This is a genomic window from Bacteroides sp. CAG:189, from assembly GCF_000432295.1.
Taxonomy (GTDB): Bacteria; Bacteroidota; Bacteroidia; order Bacteroidales; family Bacteroidaceae; genus Bacteroides; species Bacteroides salyersiae.
Map to the genome: position 1 here is coordinate 43,239 of NZ_HF991085.1, position 26,251 is coordinate 69,489.

The 26,251-nt window shown below is 38.4% G+C and carries 11 protein-coding genes and 1 pseudogene; 10 read left to right on the plus strand and 2 right to left on the minus strand.

The features are described from left to right. Positions 1-12 precede the first annotated feature (12 nt). Together QVP90_RS12095 and QVP90_RS12100 are read right to left on the minus strand one after the other, a co-directional pair. Positions 13-1,681: pseudogene (locus QVP90_RS12095) on the minus strand (FAD-dependent oxidoreductase); the annotation flags it as partial. Between the two features lie 172 nt (positions 1,682-1,853). Continuing rightward, positions 1,854-3,182, minus strand: a complete 1,329-nt coding sequence (locus QVP90_RS12100; protein ID WP_021936576.1) for an aspartate kinase — start codon at positions 3,180-3,182, stop codon at positions 1,854-1,856. A 499-nt stretch (positions 3,183-3,681) separates the two neighbouring features. Here QVP90_RS12100 and QVP90_RS12105 point away from each other — a divergent pair, with 499 nt between their 5' ends. From QVP90_RS12105 to QVP90_RS12150, 10 genes are all read left to right on the plus strand, one after another. Further along, positions 3,682-5,559, plus strand: a complete 1,878-nt coding sequence (locus tag QVP90_RS12105) for a glycoside hydrolase family 2 protein (protein ID WP_021936577.1) — start codon at positions 3,682-3,684, stop codon at positions 5,557-5,559. A gap of 72 nt (positions 5,560-5,631) precedes the next feature. Beyond that, positions 5,632-7,473 carry an ELWxxDGT repeat protein gene (locus QVP90_RS12110; RefSeq protein WP_021936578.1) on the plus strand — a complete coding sequence of 614 codons (1,842 nt, stop codon included), beginning with the start codon at positions 5,632-5,634 and terminating at the stop codon, positions 7,471-7,473. Positions 7,474-7,594: 121 nt separating this feature from the next. Then, positions 7,595-10,735, plus strand: a complete 3,141-nt coding sequence (locus QVP90_RS12115; protein ID WP_021936579.1) for a SusC/RagA family TonB-linked outer membrane protein — start codon at positions 7,595-7,597, stop codon at positions 10,733-10,735. A gap of 17 nt (positions 10,736-10,752) precedes the next feature. After that, positions 10,753-12,438, plus strand: a complete 1,686-nt coding sequence (locus QVP90_RS12120; RefSeq protein WP_021936580.1) for a RagB/SusD family nutrient uptake outer membrane protein — start codon at positions 10,753-10,755, stop codon at positions 12,436-12,438. A 16-nt stretch (positions 12,439-12,454) separates the two neighbouring features. Then, the gene (locus QVP90_RS12125; protein WP_021936581.1) at positions 12,455-13,426 is read left to right on the plus strand and encodes a hypothetical protein; all 972 of its coding nucleotides are present in this window, start codon (positions 12,455-12,457) and stop codon (positions 13,424-13,426) included. 109 nt (positions 13,427-13,535) lie between these two features. Further along, the gene (locus QVP90_RS12130; protein ID WP_264381112.1) at positions 13,536-17,480 is read left to right on the plus strand and encodes a two-component regulator propeller domain-containing protein; all 3,945 of its coding nucleotides are present in this window, start codon (positions 13,536-13,538) and stop codon (positions 17,478-17,480) included. Positions 17,481-17,520: 40 nt separating this feature from the next. Then, entirely contained in the window at positions 17,521-20,226 is a 2,706-nt protein-coding gene (locus QVP90_RS12135) for a family 43 glycosylhydrolase (RefSeq protein WP_021936583.1), read from the plus strand. Positions 20,227-20,268: 42 nt separating this feature from the next. Beyond that, complete coding sequence (locus tag QVP90_RS12140; protein ID WP_021936584.1) at positions 20,269-23,670, plus strand: family 43 glycosylhydrolase; 3,402 nt, start codon at positions 20,269-20,271, stop codon at positions 23,668-23,670. 44 nt (positions 23,671-23,714) lie between these two features. Next, positions 23,715-25,364, plus strand: coding sequence for a hypothetical protein (locus QVP90_RS12145; RefSeq protein WP_021936585.1), 1,650 nt, complete (start codon positions 23,715-23,717; stop codon positions 25,362-25,364). Positions 25,365-25,434: 70 nt separating this feature from the next. After that, positions 25,435-26,251 (plus strand): Gfo/Idh/MocA family oxidoreductase (locus QVP90_RS12150; RefSeq protein ID WP_441293876.1); only part of this gene is annotated, 817 nt, incomplete at its 3' end.

Genomic DNA, 26,251 nt, shown 5'->3' on the forward strand with positions numbered 1-26,251 from the left:
CAGTGTGTTGAATGTCATTTTCTTCGTTCAGAACAATGGGTGCGGTAGCCGCCTTATAAATTTTTAATCCGCCGGAAAGGTTGCGCACTTTATCGTATCCATGCTGAGAAAGTATACGGTAGGCTAAATATCCTCTTAGGCCGACGGCACAGAACACGTATACGGGTCTGTCTTTGGGAATTTCGTCAATGCGGTCGCGTATTTCATCCAATGGTATGTTGACTGCGCCCGGCAATGATCCTAAAGAGAATTCGTCGGATGTCCGTACGTCCAATAGAAATTCGTGTTCCAGCCGGATATCGCGCAGATCGCGCCAATAAACAAGCTTCACTTTTTCTGCAATGATATCTTCGGCCACGTAACCTGCAATGGCTACCGGATCTTTGGCCGATGAGAACGGAGGTGCATATGCCTGTTCCACTTGCATCAGGTCGTAGATGGTGCCTTGATGTTTGATAATAAGTGCAAATTCATCGATACGCTTGTCAACTCCGTCGTAGCCGACAATCTGTGCACCGTATAGTTTACCGCTTTTTTTATCAAACGTGATTTTGATACTCATCTGGGTAGCATCCGGATAATAACCGGCATGTGAAGAAGAATGAGTAGTTGATGAGGCGTAGGCTATTTCTGCTTGTCGCAGGCGTTTACCGGGCAATCCGGTGGTCGCTACGGTGAGGTCGAATACTTTGGCAATGGAAGTACCGATAGCTCCTTCATACTTGATTTTTGCTCCTAAAAGATTGTCGGCAACGATACGGCCTTGTCTGTTGGCAGGGCCTGCGAGGTAATTCAACCAGGGTTTTCCCGTGATCGGATGGTGGTATTCAATGGCATCGCCGATTGCATAGATCGCTTCATCTGAGGTTTGCAGGAAGTCATTTACGGCAATACCGCCGGCTTCTCCGATTGTCAGTCCGGCAGCACGTGCCAATGTCGTTTCCGGACGTACGCCGATGGAGAGTATGACGATATCCGCCTGAATCGATTGCCCGTTTTTGAATATTACTTTCAGTTCTTTTCCTGTTCTCTCAAAGGAGGCAACCGCTTGTTCCAGATATAAATTCACCCCTTTATCCATCAGATGCTGATGTACGAGGGAAGCCATCGAGAAATCGATAGGAGTCATTACCTGATTGGCCATCTCTACGATCGAGACCTTAGCTCCCAACGCATGTAAGTTTTCTGCCATTTCCAGACCGATAAATCCGGCCCCGATAACCACTGCTTTACGAACAGGGTGTTCATGGATATATTTTTTTATCCGGTCCGTATCATAGACATTTCTGAGTGTAAAGATTCCGTCGGAATCGATCCCCGGCAGAGGTGGTCTGACCGGTATTGCACCGGTAGAGATCAATAATTTGTCGTAACTTTCTTCGTATGTATCCTCACTGTTGAGACGTACGGTCACTGTTTTTTTCTTGCGGTCGATAAAGATAACTTCATTTTCTGTACGTACATCCACACGAAAACGTACGGAAAAGGCTTCGGGAGTCTGTACGAATAACTTTTCACGATCGGTTATCACATCTCCGATATAATAAGGTAATCCACAGTTAGCGTAAGAAATGTACTTACCTTTTTCAAGGAGAATGATTTCCGATGTTTCGTCCATTCTTCTGATTCGGGCGGCAGTGGTTGCTCCACCTGCTACACCTCCAATGATGATAATTTTCATATTTATTTTAATTGTAAATAGTTTCCTTTGGAAATAATAACGTTCAATAAATATAAAAAGTTCATGAACTACGGAAAATACTTTCAGCTTTCAGCTCTCGATCCCTAATTTTTAGGTTCTCGGCTTTCAATTCCCAACACTTAACTTCCAACTCTCAATTTTCAACTTCCAACTACACAAGCATTTTATCCTCAAATAAAGAATTGCTGAGAGCTTGTAGCGCTTTTTTCTTATCACTGGTTTTCACAACAACGGATACGTCGTTGTTGGTACTCCCATAAGAGATCATGCGTAGCGGGATGTCTTTCAATGCTTCCATAATTTTTGCTTCGAATCCGGTATATTGCCATTTCATGTTACCTACGACGGAGATGATGGACATATGATCTTCTACTGTGACGTTTGCATATTTCGATAATTCGCGGATGATGCGTGGCAATGCTTCGTTGTTGTCCGTCGCAATAGAAATATCGGTACTGGAGGAGGTGAGCAGACACAATGATGTCTGGTATCTGGCAAATGTGTCGAAAACCTTACTGGTGAACAGATAAGGGCGCAAGGCATGATTGGATTCGAATTTAAGATAGAATATTGAGTCCTTTGCGGCAATGGCTTTTATAATACGATCGTCTTGGCTTTTGGAAATAAGTGTGCCTTCGGCTTGAGGTTCTATCGAACTGAGCAATCGTACCGGAATGTCTTTTTGACGGGCCGGTGCAATACAAAAAGGATGGAGGATTTTTGCTCCGAAGTATGCCAGACGTTCAGCTTCTTCAAAACTCAGTTTCTTTATGGGAGTGGTATTTTTTACGATACGCGGGTCGTTATTGTGCATACCGTCTATATCAGTCCATATTTGAATTTCTTCAGCATTGATAGCTGCTCCGATGAGTGAAGCGGTGTAGTCGCTTCCACCCCGTTTGAGGTTATCTGTTTCGTTGTAGGCGTTTTTACAGATGAACCCTTGGGTGATAAATAGTGGAATTCCTTTGTATTTCTTTATTAGTTCCGACAAATGTTTTTCAATGTATTCCATATCCGGTTCACCATCGGGGCCTATACGCATAAAGTCGAAAGCGGAAAGGAGTACATTGCTTTTTTTTTGTTCTTTCAAATAAAAGCTCATTAATGCTGTACTGATGAGTTCGCCTTGTGCAACTATTTCTTTTTCATCGGCAACTGTAAATGAGTTGCGGGTGAAATTCCAAAGTAAGCGAAAGCGATCCAGAATATGATCTATGGCTTGTCGCTTTATACAATCATCTTTTAATAATTTGTTGGCAAAATCCACAAAATAGAATTCAAGCTTAGTGATTTCGTTGTGAGCCTCGTCTATTTCTCTGTTGAAGATGTACGAAACTATTTTCTCCAGATGGTCTGTGGTGCCTGCTGTGGCGGAGAGTACAACTATTTTAGGATGATCATCACTAATCAGATTTGCTACATTCTTCATTCTTTCTACAGAACCGACAGAGGTTCCACCAAATTTACAGACTTTCATTGTTTCTTGTTTTTTAATACGGTTATTCTTGTTTTTATTTTCATAACCACCTTTTCATTTCAGTTCGTTTTTATCAAAATGAAAAGGAGGGAGAGATGTTTCTTATTTTCGAACTATAATCGAAAAATGCTGTTATAAAGCGGATTATACAATTAGTAGACTCTTCTTTGCTGTGACATCTCATCTATAAAAAATCAAATGGCATGCCAAAGGTTTGGGTGTATTGCTTTTAACCAATTCATCAATTATTACTTGTTGGTAGTATGGCTGATATTAGTGGATTGAATCTTCTATATTTCGAGCAAAGGGAGAAGGATATTTTTTCTTTTGCACGTAAAAATGGTAAATGTGATTATTAGGTCTTTTGTAAAATGATCATTAAGACAATAGTCCCTTTTTTCAGTACATTTTTACCTGTGCAAAGAGTTTTTTGACGCTATATTTGCGGTATGATTTAGTTGATATGATATCTAATATTTATAATGTAAAGCACTAAAATATGAAGAAAAAAATTGTTCTGTTTTTGGGATTATTTTTTCCTGTAATTATTCCATTCTGTTATGCAATGGACATTCCCCGTCCTGAATATCCCCGTCCACAATTTGAAAGAAAAGACTGGATAAATTTAAATGGAATATGGAGCTATACATTTGATTTTTCTAAAAGTGGTATGGAACGCTCTCTATATGCTTCCGAGGGATTCGGGCAGACTATTATGGTTCCTTTTTGTCCGGAAAGTTCGCTTTCTGGAGTCGGTCATAAGGATTTCATTCATGCAATGTGGTATCAGCGTAAAATTTCCATACCGGTTGTCTGGAAAGGAAAACGCATTCTGCTTAACTTCGGTGGGGTGGATTATAAATCAATTATATATATTGATGGGCAACAAGTTTTTGTTCATTATGGAGGATCTTCTTCTTTTTCTGTAGATATTACTTCTTATGTTAATCCCGGTTCTACAAGTAATTTGGTGGTATATGTGGAAGATAATTTGCGACAAGGATTACAAACGGCTGGAAAGCAATCGTTTCGCCTGAATTCTTATGGCTCTCGTTACACGCGTGTTACCGGTATTTGGCAAACTGTCTGGATGGAAGCTATAGCAAAAGAAGGTTTGAAAAACTGTTACATTACTCCTGATTTGGATAACAAAATGTTTGTTTTTGAACCAGTATTCTATAATATAGATCAAAAAACTTCGTTTAGAGTTCGTATCTTTGATAATGGGAAAGAAGTTTTCGTGCAACAAGTTCCTTCAAGCCAAAGTTCTTTCATTATCGCTAAACTGAAAAATGTAAAGACATGGTCGCCTGAATCCCCTTTCCTTTATGATATTGAATTTACTGTATTGGACGCTCAAGGACAAGTTATTGACAGAGTAAATTCATATGCGGGGATGCGAAAGGTAGAACTTCGCGGGAAAACATTTTATCTTAATAATCAGCCATATTATCAACGTTTGGTTCTTGATCAAGGATACTATCCTGACGGGCAATGGACTGCTCCTAATGACACTCAATTAAAAAGGGATATCATATTGAGTAAGAAAGCTGGATTCAATGGTGCCCGTCTGCACCAGAAGGTATTTGAACAACGATACTTCTATTGGGCTGACAAACTGGGATATCTTACTTGGGGAGAATCTGCCAGTTGGGGGGTGAAATGGGAAGACCAAGTGGCAGCTCGTAATATGATAACCGAATGGGAAGAGTGTATATATCGCGACTATAATGCTCCGTCTCTCGTAGCTTGGTCGCCTTTAAATGAAACTTGGAAAGATGATGTTGATGGCCAACGGGTCCGTTTGACGAACGATCTTTATTTTACTACGAAACGTATGGACCGTACTCGTCCTGTGGTAACTGCAAGTGGTGGATACCATACTGGTTTTACCGATATTTATGCAGAACACACTTATGTTCAGGATCCTATTCAGCTATATAAACAGTTGGCATTAAATGAAGAGGGCTATCCTTATGTGTTTCGTCCCGATAAAAGTGCTCCTTATAAAGGTGAGGCATATATGATTGATGAGTTTGGGGGGATACAGTGGATTAAGGAGATGGAAGTATCAGAGGTCAGTGACCAAAAGAAGTTTTGGGGATATGGTGTTCCTCCCAAGACCTTAGAAGAATTTTATCAAAGGTTGGAAGAGCAAGTTAATGTTATTCTGAGTCTTGACCATATCACAGGATTCTGTTACACACAGATTGTTGATGTAGAACTGGAGAAAAATGGAATTTATACGTATGACCGGAATGAAAAGTTCGATATGAAACGTATCCGGCAGATATTTTCAAAACCCCGTGACCAAGCTAAAAAGGAGGTCAAAAAGATGCTGGATGAAAGAGTTTCTAAATATGAAAATAACAAATAAGTTCACACGAGTATAGAAAAGTTGGATTATTTTATATAAAATCGAATTGTTAACATTTAAATTAATTAAAACATGAAAAAGAGTACTTTTTTACTTCTGACTACTATATTGGTAGCAGGAGGTGCGGTATCACAAACTCTTCCGGAAGGTATGACGAGTCTTCTCCCCGAGGGAGTAAAGGCAAATATTGCGACTGAACAGAAAGGTAGTAAAAAGAAAGATCTGGTAGTTGCAGGTGAAAAATCAAAAGGTTATAAGGCCTTTTTTGCAGCTTCGGATGCGGTTAATGGCGAAGAATTATGGGTGACTGACGGAACGAAACAAGGTACCCACATGGTGAAAGATATCTGGCCGGGAAGTTCTGGATCAAATGTGAATTATTTGACGCGCTTCAATGATAAAGTTGTTTTTGGTGCTGATGATGGTGAAAATGGTATGGAATTATGGATTTCGGACGGAACGGCAGAAGGAACCTATATGGTGAAAAATGTACATGAGTTTGCTTCTTCTGATCCACGTGGATTTACGCAAGTCAATGAAACCCAATTTATTTTCGGAGCTAAAAATTTTGATAGCGAGAACTATGATACAGCTCGAGGTCCACAATGGTGGCTGTACGTCAGTGACGGAACTGAGGAAGGAACGGAATTAATTTACGAGTGTGATACAAGATTCCCCGGACAGTCTTATGGAACTACTTGGACCACCCCTTATTGTCGCGTTGGAAGAAAGGTTTTTTTTAAAGCCGATAATATGGATGGTACCATAGGTGAAGAACTTTGGGTAACAGACGGTACTCGCGAAGGTACTAAATTGGTTATGGATATCAATACGGAAGTATTAACAACCGGAACAGCCGGTTCTGCTCTTGATAATCTTGTTAATTTCTATAATGAGAAATTATTTTTTAAAGCATGGTCTATTGAGCACGGTGCTGAGCCATGGGCTAGTGACGGTACTCCCGAAGGTACGTATGAAATTAAAGACACAGACCCTTCATTAGATGCAAATTCAAAACCTCGTAGTGGAGGAGTTTCTTGCCCAGGTGTATATCCGTATAACGGAAAAGTATATTATCGTGGCTATGATCCGGCAAAAGGATTCGAATTGGCATGTACCAATCTGGAGAAAGAAGATTATATCACTTTTGATATAAATGTGAACGAGCCAACGAATGAGAAGAATGGTTTTGCAGATCCCGGTACTGAATTTGATGGAGTATATATGTTTTGTGCCGATACCGGTAACGATGCGGCAAAACCGAATAATTTCGGTGGAGAATTGCATTATACCGATGGCAAAACAGTTACTATGCAATCAGATAGAGCTCCTGGTTCATTAAGTCACTGGGTAAAGGATCTTACTGTGGTTTCCGGTAGTTTGTACTGGTGGAATGCAGGTGGTGCAGTAGCTGAAGATAAAGAAAAGCTGTTTAGGATAGACAATAAGGAGCAATTTCCGGTTCGTGTTACTAATTTTAATCCGGCCGGCGATAAAGTTCATACTTTACGTAATCTGAATGGTGATCTTTTATTTGCTACGAATGATGAAAATAAGGCATTGTATATTTATCATTATCGTAAAGAAGGTTTTGATCCAATAAAAGATGCTGATGATTTGGATAAATGTTTAGAGTTCAGAACTCGTGCAGAAATGGAAGGAACAGGTATTAAAACGACTCCAATAGCAGAAGAAACAGTTATATATCCGAATCCTGCATCTGAAAAATTTAGTTTCAATATTCATGGAACAATAATAAGTGTAAAAATATATGATGTGTCTGGACGGTTGCTAAAAGAGGAAACACAGTTGACTGAAAATACGGTTGATATATCTTCTCTTCCCAAAGGAGTTTATCAAGTATTGTTCACTGGTACAGAAGGTTCTTTTGTTTCTAAGTTACTTGTAAACTAAATAAGTAACAATTGTTTTGGTTTAGTTTCCGCCACAGAGGACATAGAGTTCTCGGATGTTCTCTGTGGTAAAAGCTATATTAGTCTATTAGATGAATTATTATTTAAAATTTAATTATTGAATGGATAAGCATCAATTTTCCAGAATGACGGCGCTTTTTGTAGTCTTGTTTTTTACGCTTGTTTTATATGGGCAGAATGTTATTTCGCTATCAGGAACCGTATTGGATAGTAAAAACAAAGAACCGCTTATAGGCGTTACTGTGGTGGAAGAAGGTACTACAAACGGTACAGCAACAGATCTGGACGGGAAGTTCGTTTTAAAAGTAGCATCTAATGCCATTCTACGTGTCAGTTACATGGGGTACACAAGTAAGAAAATTACTGTTACCAATAATCAATACTTAACAATATTGTTGGAAGAAGAAAGTAGGCTATTGGACGAGGTGGTTGTGGTTGGGTATGGTGTTCAGAAAAAGAGTGATATAACAGGAGCTATTTCTTCCGTTTCAGGAGATGCGATAAACAGTGTGCCGGTTGCATCGGCACTTCAAGCTTTACAAGGAAAAGCTTCCGGTGTGAACATTATTCAAAATACCGGAGCACCTGGAGGTAATACAACCATTAAGATCCGAGGAACAGGTACGGTCAATGATGCTGATCCACTTTATGTAGTGGACGGATTTATTGTTGACAGGATAGATCATTTAAGTCCGAATGATATTGCCAATGTTGAAATATTGAAAGATGCAGCTTCAAGTGCTGTATATGGTGCACGTAGTGCCAATGGCGTTGTTTTGATAACTACCAAGAGCGGTGAAAAGGGAGGCATGAAAATTTCATTTGATAGCTTTGTCGGAGTTTCTGCACCTTGGAAGAAAATATCAGTGATGGATGTAGAACAATATGCCCTTATGCAAGACTATATTAACGGATTATCTAACTATTCCGTTGAAGGACAACTGTATTATTCCAAAAATTCATCAGGGGAACTTTATTACGATAAATACAAATATTTCCTTGTTGACACAATCAGAAACAATTCTCCTGCTAATTGGTGGGATGCAGTTACCCAAACCGGATTTAGACAACAATATAACCTTTCGGTGTCCGGAGGGAGTGATAAACATAAATACATGGTCAGTGGAAGCTTTTATGATGAAAATGGCATCGTAAAGACGTCCGGATACAGGCGTTTCAATACACGTATTAACATGAATAGCAAATTGACATCCTGGTTAAGTATGAATGCGAATATCTTGTATACAAATGAAAACCGTCAAATTGTTCCCGAAGGAAAAAGTAGTATTCTAAAACAAGCACTGTTTCAAAATCCGATGATTTATACGTACGATTCGAAAGGATATTTTTCCGAAAACCATCCGATTGCCGTATTGGAACGTAATCATAATAAAATGAGCAGACATCGTATAGATATGAACTTAAGTCTTACAACTCAAATTTTAAAAAGATTGACTTATCAGTTCAAAGTATCAGACTATATTGTTCCTGAAACACTTTCTAACTTTTACGAAGTGAATAAACTAGAGGAAGACTTTCAGATGCCTAATGATCTCACTACCGTGTATAGACGTCAGAATCTGACTAATAAGTGGGAGATCAATAATCTACTCACATTTATTTGGAACAATAAAGTACATGATCTTACACTCATGGTCGGTCAGACGGCCGAGGGATACCGCTATAGTTTTCAGGAATCGAACAGAAAAGGTACTGTAAGCAACTCGTCTGATCTTTGGTATTTGTCGAGTGCCTATACAGGTGATAAAACTTATGGACGCGATCGGCATTGGAGTGCATTGGGTTTTGTCGGACGTGTAAATTACAATTTTTTGGATCGCTATCTGTTTCAAGCGAATTTCCGTACCGATGCTTCCTCCATCTTTGCAAAACAAGAAAGATGGGGTTTCTTCCCTTCTGTTTCTTTAGGATGGAAATTTTCATCCGAATCTTTTATGAAAAATGTCGATTGGCTTACATTGGGTAAACTACGCGTAGGATGGGGACAGTTAGGGAATAACAGAATTGATGAAATGTCTCGTTATACATTGCTGAATACACAATATAATTATCCGTATGGCATAGGCAATCATATTCTTTATCCGGGTATTACTGCTACGGCTATTGGAAACCCTAATATTCGTTGGGAAAAAACGGAAACTGTTAATATCGGTCTTGATATGGGGCTTTTTAAAAATAAACTGACCATCGGGTTGGAATTTTTTAATAAACAGACTACCGATATGCTACTGCGTGTTCCTGTTACTTTATCGGCTGGACTTGACGATGCTCCGATGACAAATGCTGGTTCTGTGCAGAATCGGGGGGTGGAGTTGATTGTTAATCATAAAAACAACATTGGCAAATTCAGATATGAAGTGGGATTTAACGTATCTTATATTAAGAATAAGGTCACGAGTTTAGGCACAGGTAACGAACCTATTTACGGAGCTCACTTAGATGAATCGAGTATTGTTGACTTTGTAACTAAAACGGCTGTGGGAAAACCGATTGGTAGTTTCTTCGGGTATGTAACTGATGGGATTTTTAACACATACGAAGAGGTAAAGGCAAGTGCACAATATGAGCCAGGGAAGAATGCTCTCGATCAGATCACACGCCCGGGTGACTTCCGTTTTAAAGATTTGAACGGTGATGGCCGTATTACGGCAGAAGATCGGACATATCTGGGATCTCCGCTTCCCGATTTCGTTTTCGGAATTCCACTTTCTTTCAGTTATGGTAATTTTGACTTAAGTCTTTTCTTTCAAGGACAGGCGGGAAATAAGATATTTAACGTGATGGATTACTATCTGAATAACGCGAGTTCGGGTAATGTTTATGCGGATATACGAAACAAACATTGGTCTGGTCAATTGATAGATGACAGGAAATTCTTTCCGAGAAATCTTGATGCCTCTGTGCCTGATCTTGATCCTAATGATATGCCTCGTAATTTTAGGGCATCTGATTTTTACGTAAAAGACGGTTCTTACATTCGTCTTCAGGAACTTCGTTTTACATACAATTTTACGGAAGCAGTATGTTCTCGGTTGTATCTGTCGAATTTGTCCCTGTATGTAGGAGCTTACAATTTGGTGACGTTCACAGGATATAATGGATTTGATCCGGAGGTCGGTAAGATAGTGGGAACGGAAAGTAATAATCTCAATATGGGAGTAGATCATGGAAACTATCCGCAAGCACGCACATTTACGATAGGATTTAAAATTGTTTTGTAACTATAAACTGTTGACTTATGAATAAGAATTTATTGAATATACTGTTTATCCTAAGCTTTTCGTCGGTATTTCTGACTGGGTGTGGTGACTTTTTGGAAAAAGAGGTTCTCGGAAACCCTACGGACGAGAATTTTTATGATACACAATATAAATTGAAAGCTGCTTTGAATGCAACTTATGATGTGCTACAAATGGATCTTTTCAATGAATGTGAATGTCGTTTTGGTGAGGCTTGTGGTGATGATGTGATTGGAGGTGACGAAAGTCTGAGTACCCAAATGGGACAATTGGTCCAGTTCCGATTTAATACATCTAACACTTGGATAGAAAATAGGTATGAGATTAATTATAAAGGAGTGCAACGTGCCAATCAAGTAATAGCAAATGCGCATCGAGTGAAGTTATCGATTTATGATTATGCCTCTCACAAAGCTGTACGCGAGATATTGGGGCAGGCAAAGTTTCTGAGAGCTTTGTTCTATTTTAATTTAGTGAAGACATATGGTGGAGTGCCTATCCGTGAAGAGGTAGAGACAATGGATCATTTTGTCATCCCTCGTAGTTCTGCTGCCGAAGTATATGCTTATATCGAGAAAGACTTGAGAGAAGCTGCTATCATGTTGCCGGCACGCTATATGGGGACAGATGCAGGACAGGCAAGTTGTGGCGCGGCTGTTGCATTATTGATGAAGGTGCTTATGTATCAGGCCACTCCAGGAGTAGAATCTGAGAAGTGGCAGGAAATGGTGAGTTTGGGTGAATATTTTGTAGAAGGTAAAAAGATGACTTTTGGAGAAATACTTAAATTTGATGCATCAAAGGAGGATTGGGAAGCACTTCGTAAACGTCTTTGGTTTATGCCGAAAGAATTGAATGCTCAGACAGACCCTTATGAAACTGTAGACACAGAGCTGGTATCACTGCAAAATGCTTATTCGTTGGAGTATAAGGACTATTATGGTAATGCTATCGCCTATCATGATCAGTTTTATCAGGTTGGCGAGTTTTGTAAAGGATCTGTTTTTGAAGTTGTATTTAAAGAATCTGCAGATGGTTCTACGGGTGATACGAATGAAGGCTCCTCTATATACAACAAACTTTATGCTGTCCCAAGTACCATGTTGTGGATAAAAAGTGATATAAGGGCAGAATTATTCGGCAATGATCCTCGTATCGCAAGTGTTAGTGCACATCAGGACTATGCTCCCGATGGTGAAATAAACAATTGTGGTCCGGGCAAGATTGTTTCGCTGAAATGGTATACGCCTCTAAAGGATCGTCCACAATACGGTGGTGATAATGGTAAAAACAGGCGTTTGATTCGATATGTAGAGGTTGTACTAATGTATGCGGAAGCATTGAATGAGTGTCATCAAGGTGCACGAGCGTTAGTTCAACTGAATAAGAGTAAGGCGCAGGCTAATACTATAAATAACAGTGCTACTCTCTATATCGGCGGAGGCTATGGTTATATGCGAGATCAGATATGGAAAGAACGCCGTATTGAACTCAGTTACGAATGGGATCGTTTTTTTGATTTGGTTCGTCAGAAAAGAGCGGCAAGTATACTTAAAACATTTGGTGCTAAACAGTCCAATAAACGCGGTTATTTTTTCCGGGAAGGAGTTAATGAGTTATTTCCGATACCGCAGAGCGAGATTGATATTTCTAATGGAGTTGTGAAACAAAATCCTGGCTATTAATTAAATCTATTGTAAAATGAAGATAAGTATAAAACTATTGTTGGGTATGTGTCTCTTTCTATTCATGGTTTCCTGTGAGGAGGAGACTGCCCGTCTACCTCGTGCTGAAATTAATATCAATAAATTACAACTGATGATCAACGAGTCAATGGTTGTCAACTTTACCGGTACGGCCGATCAGGCTGTTGTTTATACGGGTGATGATATGCATGATTATAACCTTCGTGATCAGAGCAATACCGGATTTGTGATGAACAAGGATTTGTTTACATATGCCTATTCTGTACCTGGGGTATACAAAGTAGTATGCGTAGCTTCTACTTACACGGATCTTGCTACGGATTTAAAGCAGGATACCTGTTCTTATATAGTTACGGTTGTTGATGACGAAACCGAGATCGAAAGACTATCATGTCCACAAGTATTGTATGATGAAGTTTTTGCCAAAAGAATGGAGAATGATGAATGGTTGATGACGCTTCCGCGCAAAGTGAAATATAGTACATCTACTCCTTCCATATCTCTTTCACAGAGATTACGTTTTTATATACCTTCAGACTCGGCGAAGGTTTCTCTCAATGGAAAAGAGTATTCGGCTGTCGCTAAGTACGATCTGGCTTCTCCAATTGATATTGAGGTGAAATCGAATTACGGAACTGTCCGTCCTTATAAATTATATACGTTATATTATCCAGAGTTCAATGGCTTTTCATTGGCTGGTGTTAAGGGGGTACTTTCCCGTTCAGAATTTGATTATAATATGTTCGAAATGAATGTGACCCTTCCAGTAGGCACGGATATTCGCACGCTTGTACCCGAATTTACAATGTATTCAGCTACAGACAAAGTATATATCGGAGATGTGGAGCAGATATCGGGAGTGTCTATGGTTGACTTTAGCAATGGGGTAACCTATCGTCTGGTATCGTCTGTACCGGATAATCCGGTTATGCAAGCGGTATCGTTCATTAAAGTTAGTATAAAGTAGGTGTTAGACTTTTGTTTTATTATTAATAGCTGGCAATATGTACAGATTGTTATTTCTTATTCTTTTTTCGGTCTCTATGCAACTAACGCTGGGAGCAAGTAATCGTTTTATGCACATCACGAGCAAAGAGGGACTTCCACATCAACAAATTGAAAAGATAATGCAGGATGATAAAGGAAGATTATGGATAGGAACACGCAATGGTCTGTCATGTTATGATGGGTATAATATTGTCAGTTATTTTAATCAAAAAGACAATCCCTACTCACTGAGTCATAATTTTATTAAAGCATTGTATCAAGATAGCAAGAAGCGGATATGGATTGGTACATACGAAGGAATATGCAGATATCAACCTGCTACGGATGACTTCAAATGTTACAGTTTGTCCGGTCCGAAAGTTTTTTCTATTGTTGAAACCAGTACTGGAAAGATTATTTGCGGAGGAGACCAACTATATATATATAATGAGCAGACGGATGAATTTGTATTACAGCCACGACAAGACCCTCATTTTATTATATCGATGGCTGTAGATACAGAAGACAGGCTCTTTATATCGACCAGCCATTCTATCTTTTATTATGATATTTCCTTTTCGAAGACGACTCAGATAAATCCGGCCTATTTTTCAGAATTCCTTCCGGAGAATGATGCTATCATTCCTTTGTTCTTTGATTCCAAAGGAGTCCTTTGGATCGGAAGAAATGGAAAGGGGGTAATGAATATTGATTTGAAATCAGATTCGATTAATATTCCTGATTTATCCATATTGTCCGATGGAACAGTGCGTACAATAACAGAAGATAAAAAAGGTCGGATTTGGCTTGGGACAGAAAAAGGAGTTACGGTACTTAATGGTAATGGCACTTCGGAGATACTTCAACAAGACTTTGTGGACAATAATAAATTGAATGACAATGCTGTTTATACAATTTTATCTGATAAGGACGACAATATGTGGATCGGAACTTACTTCGGGGGTATTAACGTCTTGCTTAAGAATAATGAACAAATTCATTGGATTGAAGCGGGATATACATCCAAACATATTAAAGGTAAAGTTATCCGTAAATTAATTGAACCGCAAAAAGATATTCTTTGGATAGCCACAGAAGACGGTGGATTAAACATTTACAATACAATCACAAGCGAGATTCGTGTTTTTGATAAAATTAAACAATTGGGACATAATATTCATGAACTATATTATGACGAAACACGTAATGATATATGGATCGGAACGTTCAGAAACGGTCTTTTCAATTATAATCTCTCATCTGGAACTTCCGTTCGATATCTGCCCGGTGACAAGAATGGTTTAGCTTCGGATGCTATTTTTTCTATAAAGAGACAACGGAACGGAACTCTTTGGATAGGCACAAGTAGGGGGTTGCGATATTATGACCCGGAGAAAGATATGTTTTTACCGATGAATCATCCGATACTCGACATTGATTTTATATATTATATCTTGATAGATAGCAAGGATAATGTGTGGGTAGGAACTCGTAACAACGGTCTTTTTCGCATAAATGCAAAAAACAATGAAATTAATGGATGGACGGCAAAGGCAAGTAATTCTCAACTCAAAGATAATTACATCACGTTTCTCTATCAGGATTCAATGGATACTATATGGATAGGTACTAGTAATAACGGATTACAATTTATAAATCCTTCGGATTTAAAAATCGGAACACTGAAAAATGAGCTTTCGTTATCTAACAATACAATCTGTAGTATAATTGAAGATGAATTTGGACGTTTATGGATTGGTACCAATCAAGGATTGTATCAATTCAACAAAGAGCGAAGCACGTTGGTTTGCTACACCGTTGAAGACGGACTTCCGATTAATCAGTTCAATTTTTCATCTTCAATTCAGGCCCAAAACGGACTGTTATATTTTGGAAGTGTGGACGGACTTATTTCATTCACGCCGAAAACAATGAAAGAGAGTAGGGGGCCTTTTTATGTTCATTTAGGATATTTGACGATCAATAATCGAATTATTACATCAAAAAGTGAGAATTCTCCATTGACTACAGATTTGGATGAGACATCGAGTCTAACCTTTTCTTATAGTCAGTCTCGTTCTTTTAGTATTGAGTATACGGTCATATCATTAGGGAATACTAGTACGATCAATTATCAGGTTCGTTTACTGGGAGTTGACAAGGATTGGCGGAGTGTAGGAAAAGAACGTAAATTTGTCGGTTCGAATCTTCCTGCCGGAAGTTATAAACTACAAATCAGAGCGAATAATTCCAATGAAGGTTGGGAACGTTCACCCATCAAAGAGATTGAGTTTATCATACGTCCTCCATTTTATTTCTCACTTTGGGCGTTTCTACTCTATTTCTTGATAGCAGGATTGATTTCTTATTTTGTGTATCGTATTTTTTCCATCCGGATAAAAGAAAAAAATGCCATCCGGGAGGCTAATATGGAGAAAGAAAAATTGGAAGAGATTAATAAAACGAAAATGGATTTCTTTACTTCTGTTTCTCACGAATTGAAAACTCCTTTGTCACTGATTATGGCACCGCTTAAATATATCTCTCAGCATCAGGATTTATTACCAGAGTCATCAGAACGATTAGATATGGCTATAAAAAATACAAACAAGATGGTTGGGCTAATTGACGAACTGATCACTTTCAATAAAATGGAATCAGGAAATTTCCAGTTTTATATTCAAAAGGGTAATCCATTGGCTTTTATCGAGAATATAGCTCAATTATTTAAAGAGAGTGCTATTGAAAAGTCAATATCACTTTATATCCATTGCGAGAACAATGATGAGGAAGTTTGGTTTTCCCCCTCATATGTTGAGAAGATTACTAATAATTTACTTTCTAATGCTATTAAGTTTACACTTTCGGGTGGTAGAGTTTTTATCAATGCAGCAATAACGGATAATGCTGACGGCTATACTTATCTCCGTATTGAAGTAAAAGATACAGGTATAGGCATTGTCAAAGAAGAACTAGATAATATTTTTGATAAATATTACCAGACGAAACGTGGGCATAATTTGAATTCTAACGGTTGGGGAATAGGATTGGCTTTGGTGAAGAGGTTTACGATGGTTCATAAAGGAAATATTACGGTAGAAAGTGAGCTCGGAAAGGGATGTTGCTTCGTGGTTAATCTGAATGTTTCGGAATCTGCTTTTGAAGCGGAAGATAAAATTAGTACTGAAAAAATGTCAGTATCTTTGGAGCAGTATAAATTTAGTGTTCCTTATCTAGAGCGTAGCACAACAGGCTCTTCTTATACCAGCCAAGATACCGATTTAAAATATTCAATTTTGTTCGTTGAAGACAATGTGGAATTACTTAAGTTTCTCTCTGATATTTTCGCTACTAAGTACAATATTTATTTGGCGGAAAATGGTGAAGAGGCTTTAGTTATTGCTCACAAATATCCCATAGATATAGTGGTTTCGGATGTTATGATGGAAAAAATGGATGGAAATACATTGTGTCGGAATTTGAAGAATGATCTTTCTACGTCGCATATACCGGTCATACTTTTAACAGCTAAAACAGATACGAATGATGTCATAAAGGGATATGAAAGTGGAGCGGAAGCATATGTAGCGAAACCTTTTGATCCTAAAATATTAGAACTTCAAGTAAAGAATATCATTCAGATGAAGCAGGTACAACGTGAGAAAATTGGCGCAACGATGGGATCGGATATTGAGTCGGTACCATTGAGTAAGTTTGACAAAGAGTTTATTAATAAACTGAATGAACTTATTGAAAATAATATCGATAATAATGATTTCTCTATTGCAGACATCACTCAAAGCCTTTGTATGAGCCGGAGCGTACTTCATGTAAAAATGAAAAGTTTATTAAATATCTCTATGGGGGATTATATTCGTAAAAAACGTTTAAATAAGGCTTGTGAGTATCTCCATGAAGGCTATAATGTGTCTGAGACCGCGTTTAAAACAGGTTTTGGTGATCCAAGTTATTTTACGAAAAGCTTTAAAAAAGAATTTGGAGTTAAACCTACTGAATATACAAGTAGGAGTTGAAACTCAGCCACTATATATCTACAATTAAAATATGAAAAATATGAAAAAGAATTTCTTGATTGTCCTTCTGGCTTTTATTGCTTCATTGTCTTTCGCTCAGACTTGGCAAAATCCTATGAATGTTTCCGGACAACCGGATATGGGTATAGGCGATCCTTATATATTTAAGTTTAGAGGAACTTATTATATGTATTCGAGTAGTCGTGACGTGGAAATCAGATGTTGGAAATCGAAAGATTTGATAAGTTGGTCGGAAGCGATTGTATGTTCGACCGATCCTATTGCGAAGAATGCGTATGCACCGGAAGTAGTATACTGGAATGGAATATTTTATATGTATACCTCTCCTCAAGGCAATGGGCATTATGTTTTGACTAGTAATAGTCCTACAGGTCCTTTCGTGTCTGCTAGTGGAAATTTACAAAAGAAAATAGATGGTTCGGTTTTTATAGATGATGACGCAAAATGGTATTTTTATCATGCTAATAGTTCTGGTATTCAGGGATGTACGATGTCTAATCCGACTTCATTCGGGACAAGTGTCAATTTAAATGCGCAAATGAATGGGCAATGGACGGAAGCCCCTTGTCTCATCAAACGGAATGGTATTTATTATCTGCTGTATACCGGCAATCATGTGTGGTCAAATGGATATAGAGTGGACTATGCCATTAATGCCACCCAGAATCCTATCAGTATGTATACTCCGCAGATGGATCAGAATCCGGTACTTATAAATACTGAAGGAAGTTTTGTCGGGCTCGGGCATGGTACTGCTTTCATTGGTCCTGATTTGGATACGTATTATTTCACTTACCATAATCTGGTGAGAATCGGTGGTGGGGTTGCTCCGGCTAGGAAGTTCAATTATGACCGCATGGCTTGGAACGGTAACAAACTACTGATATTGGGCCCTACTAATTGGGCACAGCAACCACCTGCACTTGCCAATGCAGACTTCTTCGAAAGAGCCGATATCGGTGTCGATTGGTCCATGCCGAATGGGGGTAATTGGAGTATTAAGAATAAAGATTTGTTGTCACAAGATAAAATGGAGGGCGAATACAAAGCTATTTTTACTCCGTATTCGGAATCTGATTATACGGCTGAATTCACGATAAAGGAAGTTGCAACCAATGGAAATGATGCAAAATTTGGCGTTGTTTTTTCTTATAAAGATGAACAAAATTATGGAGTGGCTTTACTAAATGTCAGTTCTAACCAATTGGAGATTAATTTTCAGGTTAATAATGTTTGGGGGACTGTACAGTGTTATGAACTACCTGTAGGTTTCAATTATCGTGTTTGGCATAGTATTCGGATTGAGAAAAATATGCAAAACTATAAGTTTTTTATTGACGGATTGCATAAAGCCACATTGACGAGTAATTTGGACGGAGGCCAAATTGGATATATGACTCGCAATTGTAATGGGAACTTTTCATATATTGCCATAAGTGACAAAGTAAACGGTTCCGGTATTTTTGATGTTTATAAACCAATACCGGGTGATATTCAAGCAATCCATTATAACACCGGTGGGGAAGGTGTCGGTTATCATGATCTGACAATCGGAAATACAGGTAATTCAGGTGACCAAAACGTAAGGAATGATAATGTAGATATCAGTAAAAACGGTAACGGTGGATTCCATATCACTGCTATTCAAACTGGTGAATGGTATAAATACAACGTGAATGTAAGAATTAAAGGGGTTTATAATATTGGCATTAGATATCTTACGGCAAATGCAACTTCCCGGATAAAAATATATCAAGGGGAAACGGAACTGACCGAAACGGTTCAACTACCCAATACTAACGGCACATGGCAAGTATATACTATTAAGGGAGTTAATCTGGCAGCAGGGAATCAAACGTTGAAAATTGAAGCGGTGGAAGGCGAGTTTGAACTGTATGAGATGCAATTTAGAGAGGGGAATAATACATCCATGATTGTTACAGATACGTTTGATAATTCATTTGGTAAAGGTTGGAATTACACGGACGGTGCTTGGTCGATTGTTTCCGGACAGGCAAGTATTAATGGGTATGGTAAACGTACTTTGGGGAATATCGGTTGGACCGATTATACGATTGATTGTGATGTAACTTATAAAAATGGAATGAATGCAGGGCTTATTTTCAGGGTGAACAATCCTTCGCAGGGTGGAGAAAATAATGACTCTCGGTTAGGAACAGATTTTTTTCAAGGCTATTTTGTAGGGATGGGGAGTGATAAAGTCACGCTCGGAAAGCATAATTACAGTTGGAAATCGTTAGCTACCAGTCCTGGTTCTTTTAGTTTGAATAGAAAATATCATATCAGAGTGGCAGTGAAGGGAGCAAATATTAAAGTCTATGTGGACAACATGAGTGTTCCTAAGATTGACTATACGGATCCGTTTCCTTTCATATCCGGAAAAGTCGGATTCCGTTCTCATAGTACGAACGTCCTATTTGATAATCTTGTTGTGACAATTAACGATGACTTTACTATGACAGGTATAGAAACGGTAGAACGTGATTCGGATTGTATTATTTATCCCAATCCCGTAAAAGATATGTTGACTGTTAAAGCAAATGATACAATTAAGTCTATTTGCGTTTTCAGCCAAACAGGTGTTCTGATACATGCACAACAGGATTCGGAACCTATTAGTATGGTAGACCTTCCGGCAGGTATGTACATCGTACAGGTAAGAAAAACATCTAAAACAAGTAACCGGAAAGTAATAAAGGAATAGTGTAAATTAGAGGTAAATGTGGTTGCCATCGAATAACATATTATGATGAACAAGAGGTTAGGTAAATACGAGTTTATTTTTTCGGTATTATTAATTGCCGTTCTTTCTGGCAGTATTTATGCTCAGCCTGCTGCCAAAAGTTTTTGTAATCCTGTAACATTAGGTTTGAGAGATGGCTGTGTAGAGCGATTCATGGGATATTATTATGCCATGGGCGGCGGAACCAAGGGGAAGATATGCATGTCAAAAAACTTGGTAAATTGGACTGAAGGAGTACAATCAATAACGACAAATGGGGCTAAATGGTTGAATGATCCGAAATGGACGGAAGCTTATGTATATCCTGAAGTGGCAGCCGGTGATATTATATACCGAAACGGAGTATTCCATGCCTATTGGAATGGAATTGGTCATGCTTATTCGCCTACGCCTCTTGGACCATACAAGGAGGCCTCGATTATTGAACCTTTTGATGATTATGGTATTGATCCTCAGGTGTTTCAGGATGAGGACGGTGAAATCTATTGGATAAAAAAGCGAAATAGATTTGATCCGCATCCTTTGACAGGTGCTGCTTCTAATATCAATGGACCGGAAGTTTGGACATTTAAGATGAATTCACCTTTTTCTCGTAAAGATATAACGTTTGCGGATGTACAAATTACTCATCAACCCGGACATCCGACTAGTGTCAGTCATCATAATTTTGAAGGTCCTGAAATGTATAAGTATAGAGGACGTTATTATAATTTTTTTGCGTCAAACCGTATGGGGCCCCGTTCTGGCATGTATGAAGTGGGGGTAGCTGAAAGTGATGGACCGATGAATTTTAATAATTCAAAAAAATATCCTAATCCGGTGATGATTCGAAATACGGAACAGCAATTGCTCGATTATAAGGTGATACTCCATACTGCAGAACATGGAGGATGGGCTTCAAAATATATAACGGAGACACCTGCCGATGGCTGGATTTATGTAAATTTTGACGACAATTCATGGACAACAGCTCAAGGAGGATACGGATTACAAGAATATGATCTGCATCAGGGGAAATTCACAAATGCTAAAATACGAGCAAGGAAAACCCAATGGAATACAACCAATATTTATATCCGGAGAAAATTTATTCTGGATCACATACCTTTAAAAGTTGCGTTAAAACATTGGGTGTTTGCTAATGCTAATTTTTATATTAACGGAAATAAAATCAATATAAAGACCAATAATAATACTTATAGTATGACTAAGGTTGATCCTGCTATGTTAGTTGAGGGAGAAAATATTATTGCTGTGGAAGCGGCTTCTCCATGTGAAACTTTTGATTCAAATTGTCAGCAATTTATTGATTTTGGATTATATGATACCGGGGATCAGGATGGAGAAGATATTGTTATAGCACCCGCTCAGCCCAATGTTATAGTTGGACCTAATGGTTTTGAACATTGGATGATGTACAAGGCGTATTTTAATGCAAGCGAACAACAGGCAATTGATAGAATTCACTTTTATGATAAAGAGGTTGTAGTTGAGAGTAGTACTGTAAAGAATACATCCGGCTATCGGCCGCGACCTGCAATGCCGGGTTTTATAACATATTGCGATTATTCATTTTATTATCCTTTTCAGTTTTTAGGGAGTTCTTCATGGAAGATTTATGGAGGTGTCCTTCGACCCACGACTTCAAATGGGGGAGAATTACTTTTTCGGAAAGAGTATGAAACCAATTATCGTTTTGAAGTTCCTTTCCGTATTGAGGGAGCAGGTGGTCGGGCAGGAGTGTATGCTTTTTACCAAGATGAACAAAATTGGGTGAAAATTTCCATAGGGAAAAATATGACTTGGAAAACTGAAATAAAAGTAAATGGGGTAATTATAGAAACAATTAAGAAATTGCCGGAAAAATTTGCTTTTTTGGAGAATGATCCACGTGTATCTACCTATGAAGAACCTTGGCATACTTTATTAATTTATAAGAATGGAAATCGTTTTCGGGTCGAATTAGATAAATTCAATTTGACCATAGATGAAGAAATTGTTACTCCCTTTGAAAATAAAGGTACTGTAGGGTTGACAGCTACTTCAGATCGAGTTTCATTTGATGCCATTCAATATACTATGGGTTGGGATGAATATGATTCGAATATTACCGGATGGGAAAAAACGGCTGGAACATGGAATGTTGCTGCTACCGGATTAATGCAAACCAGTAACGTAGGTAAGGCAGCTATTTTCAAAGGTGATCCGGCATGGAATTACGAGTTTTCGGTCTATATGAAAAATGACAAAATACCGGTTTCAGGAAAAGTAGGATATTATCCATTGTATATTGATGATCAGAATTATGTGTGCGTAACTGTTAACTATGAGACGAATATGCTTGATATTGAAGGAAAAGAAAATGGATTACCCATAGAATCTCGTTCTGTATCCTTGAAGAAAAGAATCCTTCGCTATTATACGCTTGACCAGTATCCTACTTCGTCATACCGATATGATTTTCGAAATGAATTGGTGATTTCCGGAATCGATATTCTTTGGTTTGAAGGGAATTATCCGTATCTGAACCAGACATTCGGTTTACCAAAAAACATACAATTTTATGCTTTGCAAGACGGAGTATGGGTTTCGTTGGATGCTTGTCTTGAAGGCAATTTATGTTTTTCTGAATTCAATCATTTTAGTTTTCCGGCTATTAAAACAACTGCAATTCGTATGGAGGTAACAAATAATGCCGGGGAGGCATCCCGAGCTTTTTCTGCATATTTTGACGAAGAAGCATCTGCTGGATATTTTATGCGTTGTCGTCGAGAAGAAGATGGATTACATCTATTTTTAGACGATAAATATTTATTGGCAATAGAGGGTAATTGGGGAAAATCAAGGGTTGGACTTTTTACGGAACAACAGTCTGTCAATTATAATGGCATATTGTATTATCAGTCGGGCGGAATACCGGTGGAAAGCATTGAGGTTGAACCGGTTGATTGCATTATTGGGAAATCTGTAAAATTAGCAGCAAATATTCTACCTAATAATGCAACTAATAAAACGTTGTATTGGGAAAGCTCAAATTCGGCTATCGCTTCTGTTACTGAAGATGGGGTATTGACTAAACATGCACCTGGAAACGTTAAGATAACTGCTTATGCGACTGACGGGGGAATCGTAAAGGGGGCTGCTGAGTTTTTTACCACCGGATTAAAGGAGGAACATAAGGAGGAACTTACTGTCTTTCCCAATCCTGTGGATAAAGTGCTTTATTATTCTTTAAAAAATGTGAAAGAGTTGACGGTTTATTCTCTTAGTGGGAAAAAAATAATGCGGCATCTGCCAGATGGAACTAAAATGTTGCCAATTGACATGTTGAATCCTGGAATATATATATTGTCTGCAAAGAATAGTGATTCTATATATAACACATGTTTTATTGTAAATAGGTAATGAGTAAATAACCAAGTGATAAGTTGATAATTAAATAATAACATATGAAACGATTATTTCTTTCTCTTTTATTCTTTGTTTTGTTTTACGATTTTATATTATCGGCCAGTGATACGATTCATACCAAACCTGATGTAAATCCGTTGGATTTATCTTTTCAGCGTTTAGCTGTTCGTCGTTTTATTTTTTCGAATAATTTAATTCTTAATGAGTTTGTACCATCGGAGATTGTCGCGTTTGAATCGATGCATCCTGCTTTTACGGTATCCGATTCTCATGTGCCTAAAGTGGCAGAGAGTTTTGTGAGCCATATTGATGATGGTAAATTGATTCTCGATTCTGAGGCCGGAAATCAATCCATAAGTATTTATATGGGCGGGGTAAATCCTTATGCAACCTATGAGATAGATGTTGATTCTTATAATTTGGGTGTTGTTCCGACGGAGATTGGCATTGAATTGGCTCGAATGGGACTACGTGACAAAGTGCAGGTTGTTTCCAAATTGTCAGCTCAGGGAAATGAGATATTCTTTCGGCTATATGAGGGAAATAAATTGAAGAGAGAGATAAAGTATGGTAATACTTTGCCGGAAGGTGCTTTTGTATTGAGGGTACAGCTTTACGGGCGTACTCTTGGTATTTTTATAACTCGAAATAATGAAACTCGGTATATCGGGCATATTCCAGTGAAAGAGCACTTCGGAGATGTTCTTGATTTCAGGCATGTTAAAACTGCTGAAAGATGTACATTCAACTTAATTTCGAATTTGCAAGGGACGGTGGTTTTAAACGGAGCACGCTCTTTTCTCTCTTCTGGGATAGGGCAAGCTGACATCCGTCTTATTTCCAATGAAGATCTGAGTCCGTATCTTGAAAACGGGAGACTTTGGTTTACGTTTAGTTGCAGAGGAATTGATACGCCACAATCCGTACAAGGGGTTTTAAGCCTTGATCCTTCTGTTTTTGATCTGCGATTTGAGGGTATGATCGTTTTTGATCATGGCGATGGCTTGCTGAGAAATGACTACGCTTCTCATCTGTTTTTTGACCGGAATACGAAAGAGTGGAGAGCATATGTTTGTGATTTTGGAGGAAGTGCCTATAAAGAGGGTCGAACGAAGCCTGGACTAATAACGGCTTTTTCTTCTAAAGATCCACGGAAAGGATATTCGGTTATGAAAGCAGCTTTGGTTGATTCCTCTTTTATAGACGGACACAACGAAGATCCTTGTATCTTTTATGATAACGAGGTAAAAAAATGGAGATTATTGACATCGGCATTCATACATGGGACCATTACTTCACGAACATTCGAATCTGATCAATGGAATGGTAAGTTTAAAGTTGTGGCTCCTCCCATAAAAACAAATTCCACCGGAACATCTATTCAAAGGATTGGCAATAAACATTATGCTTTGATGGGGGGACTTGGTAACCTAAGAATACATCGTTATCCAGATCTTGAGGAGATAGGTGAACTGAAACTCAATCTACAGCCACATTGGCCAAAGCCTGCAGGACGCGTTTGGGCAAGTGTCGTTCCACTTCCCGAAGGATATCCTTATCGGTATGTACTTCTGACAATGGATCGGCCTAATTTTCCGAGAATTACCGTTGCAAACTGGAGTTATGGAGCTATTTATTTTTATGGAGCCAATCCGGATGACATATCTTCTGGGAAATATGAATTTTAGTTCGGAAGACAGTTTTAATTTATTTTTTGCTTTACTATAAAGAAACTATTAACTAATAATAAATACATATATGGATAGACGTAATTTTCTTAAAAGTACTTCCATACTGGCAGGAAGCTTATTACTTACAAAATTTGGACTGGCTTCTTGTGCCGGAAGGGCCAAACCTCGTAAAATTCCTGCCAATGAAAAAGTAAATCTTGCCTGTATTGGAATTGGTAATCGTGGGAAGGATATAATCAAAGAATTGTATAAAACAGGGCATTGTAACATTGTAGCACTTTGTGACACGGATATGGGTGCCAATCATACATTAGAAGTAGTAAATAAATTTCCTGATGCGGTCCAATTCCGAGATTTCCGTGTGATGTTCGATAAGATGGAGGGGCAGATTGATGCGGTTTGTATCGGTACTCCTGATCATAGTCATTTTCCCGCCACTATGCTTGCTATGTCTTTGGGTAAACATGTTTATGTAGAAAAACCGATGGCTCATACGTTTAATGAAGTAGAGTTGATGATGCGTGGAGCTGCGAAATATGGTGTTGTAACACAAATGGGTAATCAAGGACACTCCGAAGCAAATTATTTCCAGTTTAAGGCTTGGAAAGAAGCTGGTATAATTAAGGATATAACAGCGATTACGGCGCATATGAATAATCCGCGTCGTTGGCATGGTTTCGATTCTAAAATGACGGGTATGCCTTCCGGTGAACCGGTTCCACAAACATTGGATTGGGATGGTTGGTTGGGTACTGAGTCTTGGCATGATTATAATCATGATTACATCAATGGACAATGGCGTTGCTGGTATGATTTTGGGATGGGGGCACTTGGTGATTGGGGAGCACATATTCTCGATTCTGCACATGAATTTCTTGATTTGG

Excerpts from the sequence above, each read along its gene's own strand:
- QVP90_RS12100 (WP_021936576.1), bottom strand. The coding sequence starts at position 3,182 with ATGAAAGTCTGTAAATTTGGTGGAACCTCTGTCGGTTCTGTAGAAAGA.
- QVP90_RS12105 (WP_021936577.1), top strand. The coding sequence starts at position 3,682 with ATGAAGAAAAAAATTGTTCTGTTTTTGGGATTATTTTTTCCTGTAATT.
- QVP90_RS12110 (WP_021936578.1), top strand. The coding sequence starts at position 5,632 with ATGAAAAAGAGTACTTTTTTACTTCTGACTACTATATTGGTAGCAGGA.
- QVP90_RS12115 (WP_021936579.1), top strand. The coding sequence starts at position 7,595 with ATGGATAAGCATCAATTTTCCAGAATGACGGCGCTTTTTGTAGTCTTG.
- QVP90_RS12120 (WP_021936580.1), top strand. The coding sequence starts at position 10,753 with ATGAATAAGAATTTATTGAATATACTGTTTATCCTAAGCTTTTCGTCG.
- QVP90_RS12125 (WP_021936581.1), top strand. The coding sequence starts at position 12,455 with ATGAAGATAAGTATAAAACTATTGTTGGGTATGTGTCTCTTTCTATTC.
- QVP90_RS12130 (WP_264381112.1), top strand. The coding sequence starts at position 13,536 with ATGCACATCACGAGCAAAGAGGGACTTCCACATCAACAAATTGAAAAG.
- QVP90_RS12135 (WP_021936583.1), top strand. The coding sequence starts at position 17,521 with ATGAAAAAGAATTTCTTGATTGTCCTTCTGGCTTTTATTGCTTCATTG.
- QVP90_RS12140 (WP_021936584.1), top strand. The coding sequence starts at position 20,269 with ATGATGAACAAGAGGTTAGGTAAATACGAGTTTATTTTTTCGGTATTA.
- QVP90_RS12145 (WP_021936585.1), top strand. The coding sequence starts at position 23,715 with ATGAAACGATTATTTCTTTCTCTTTTATTCTTTGTTTTGTTTTACGAT.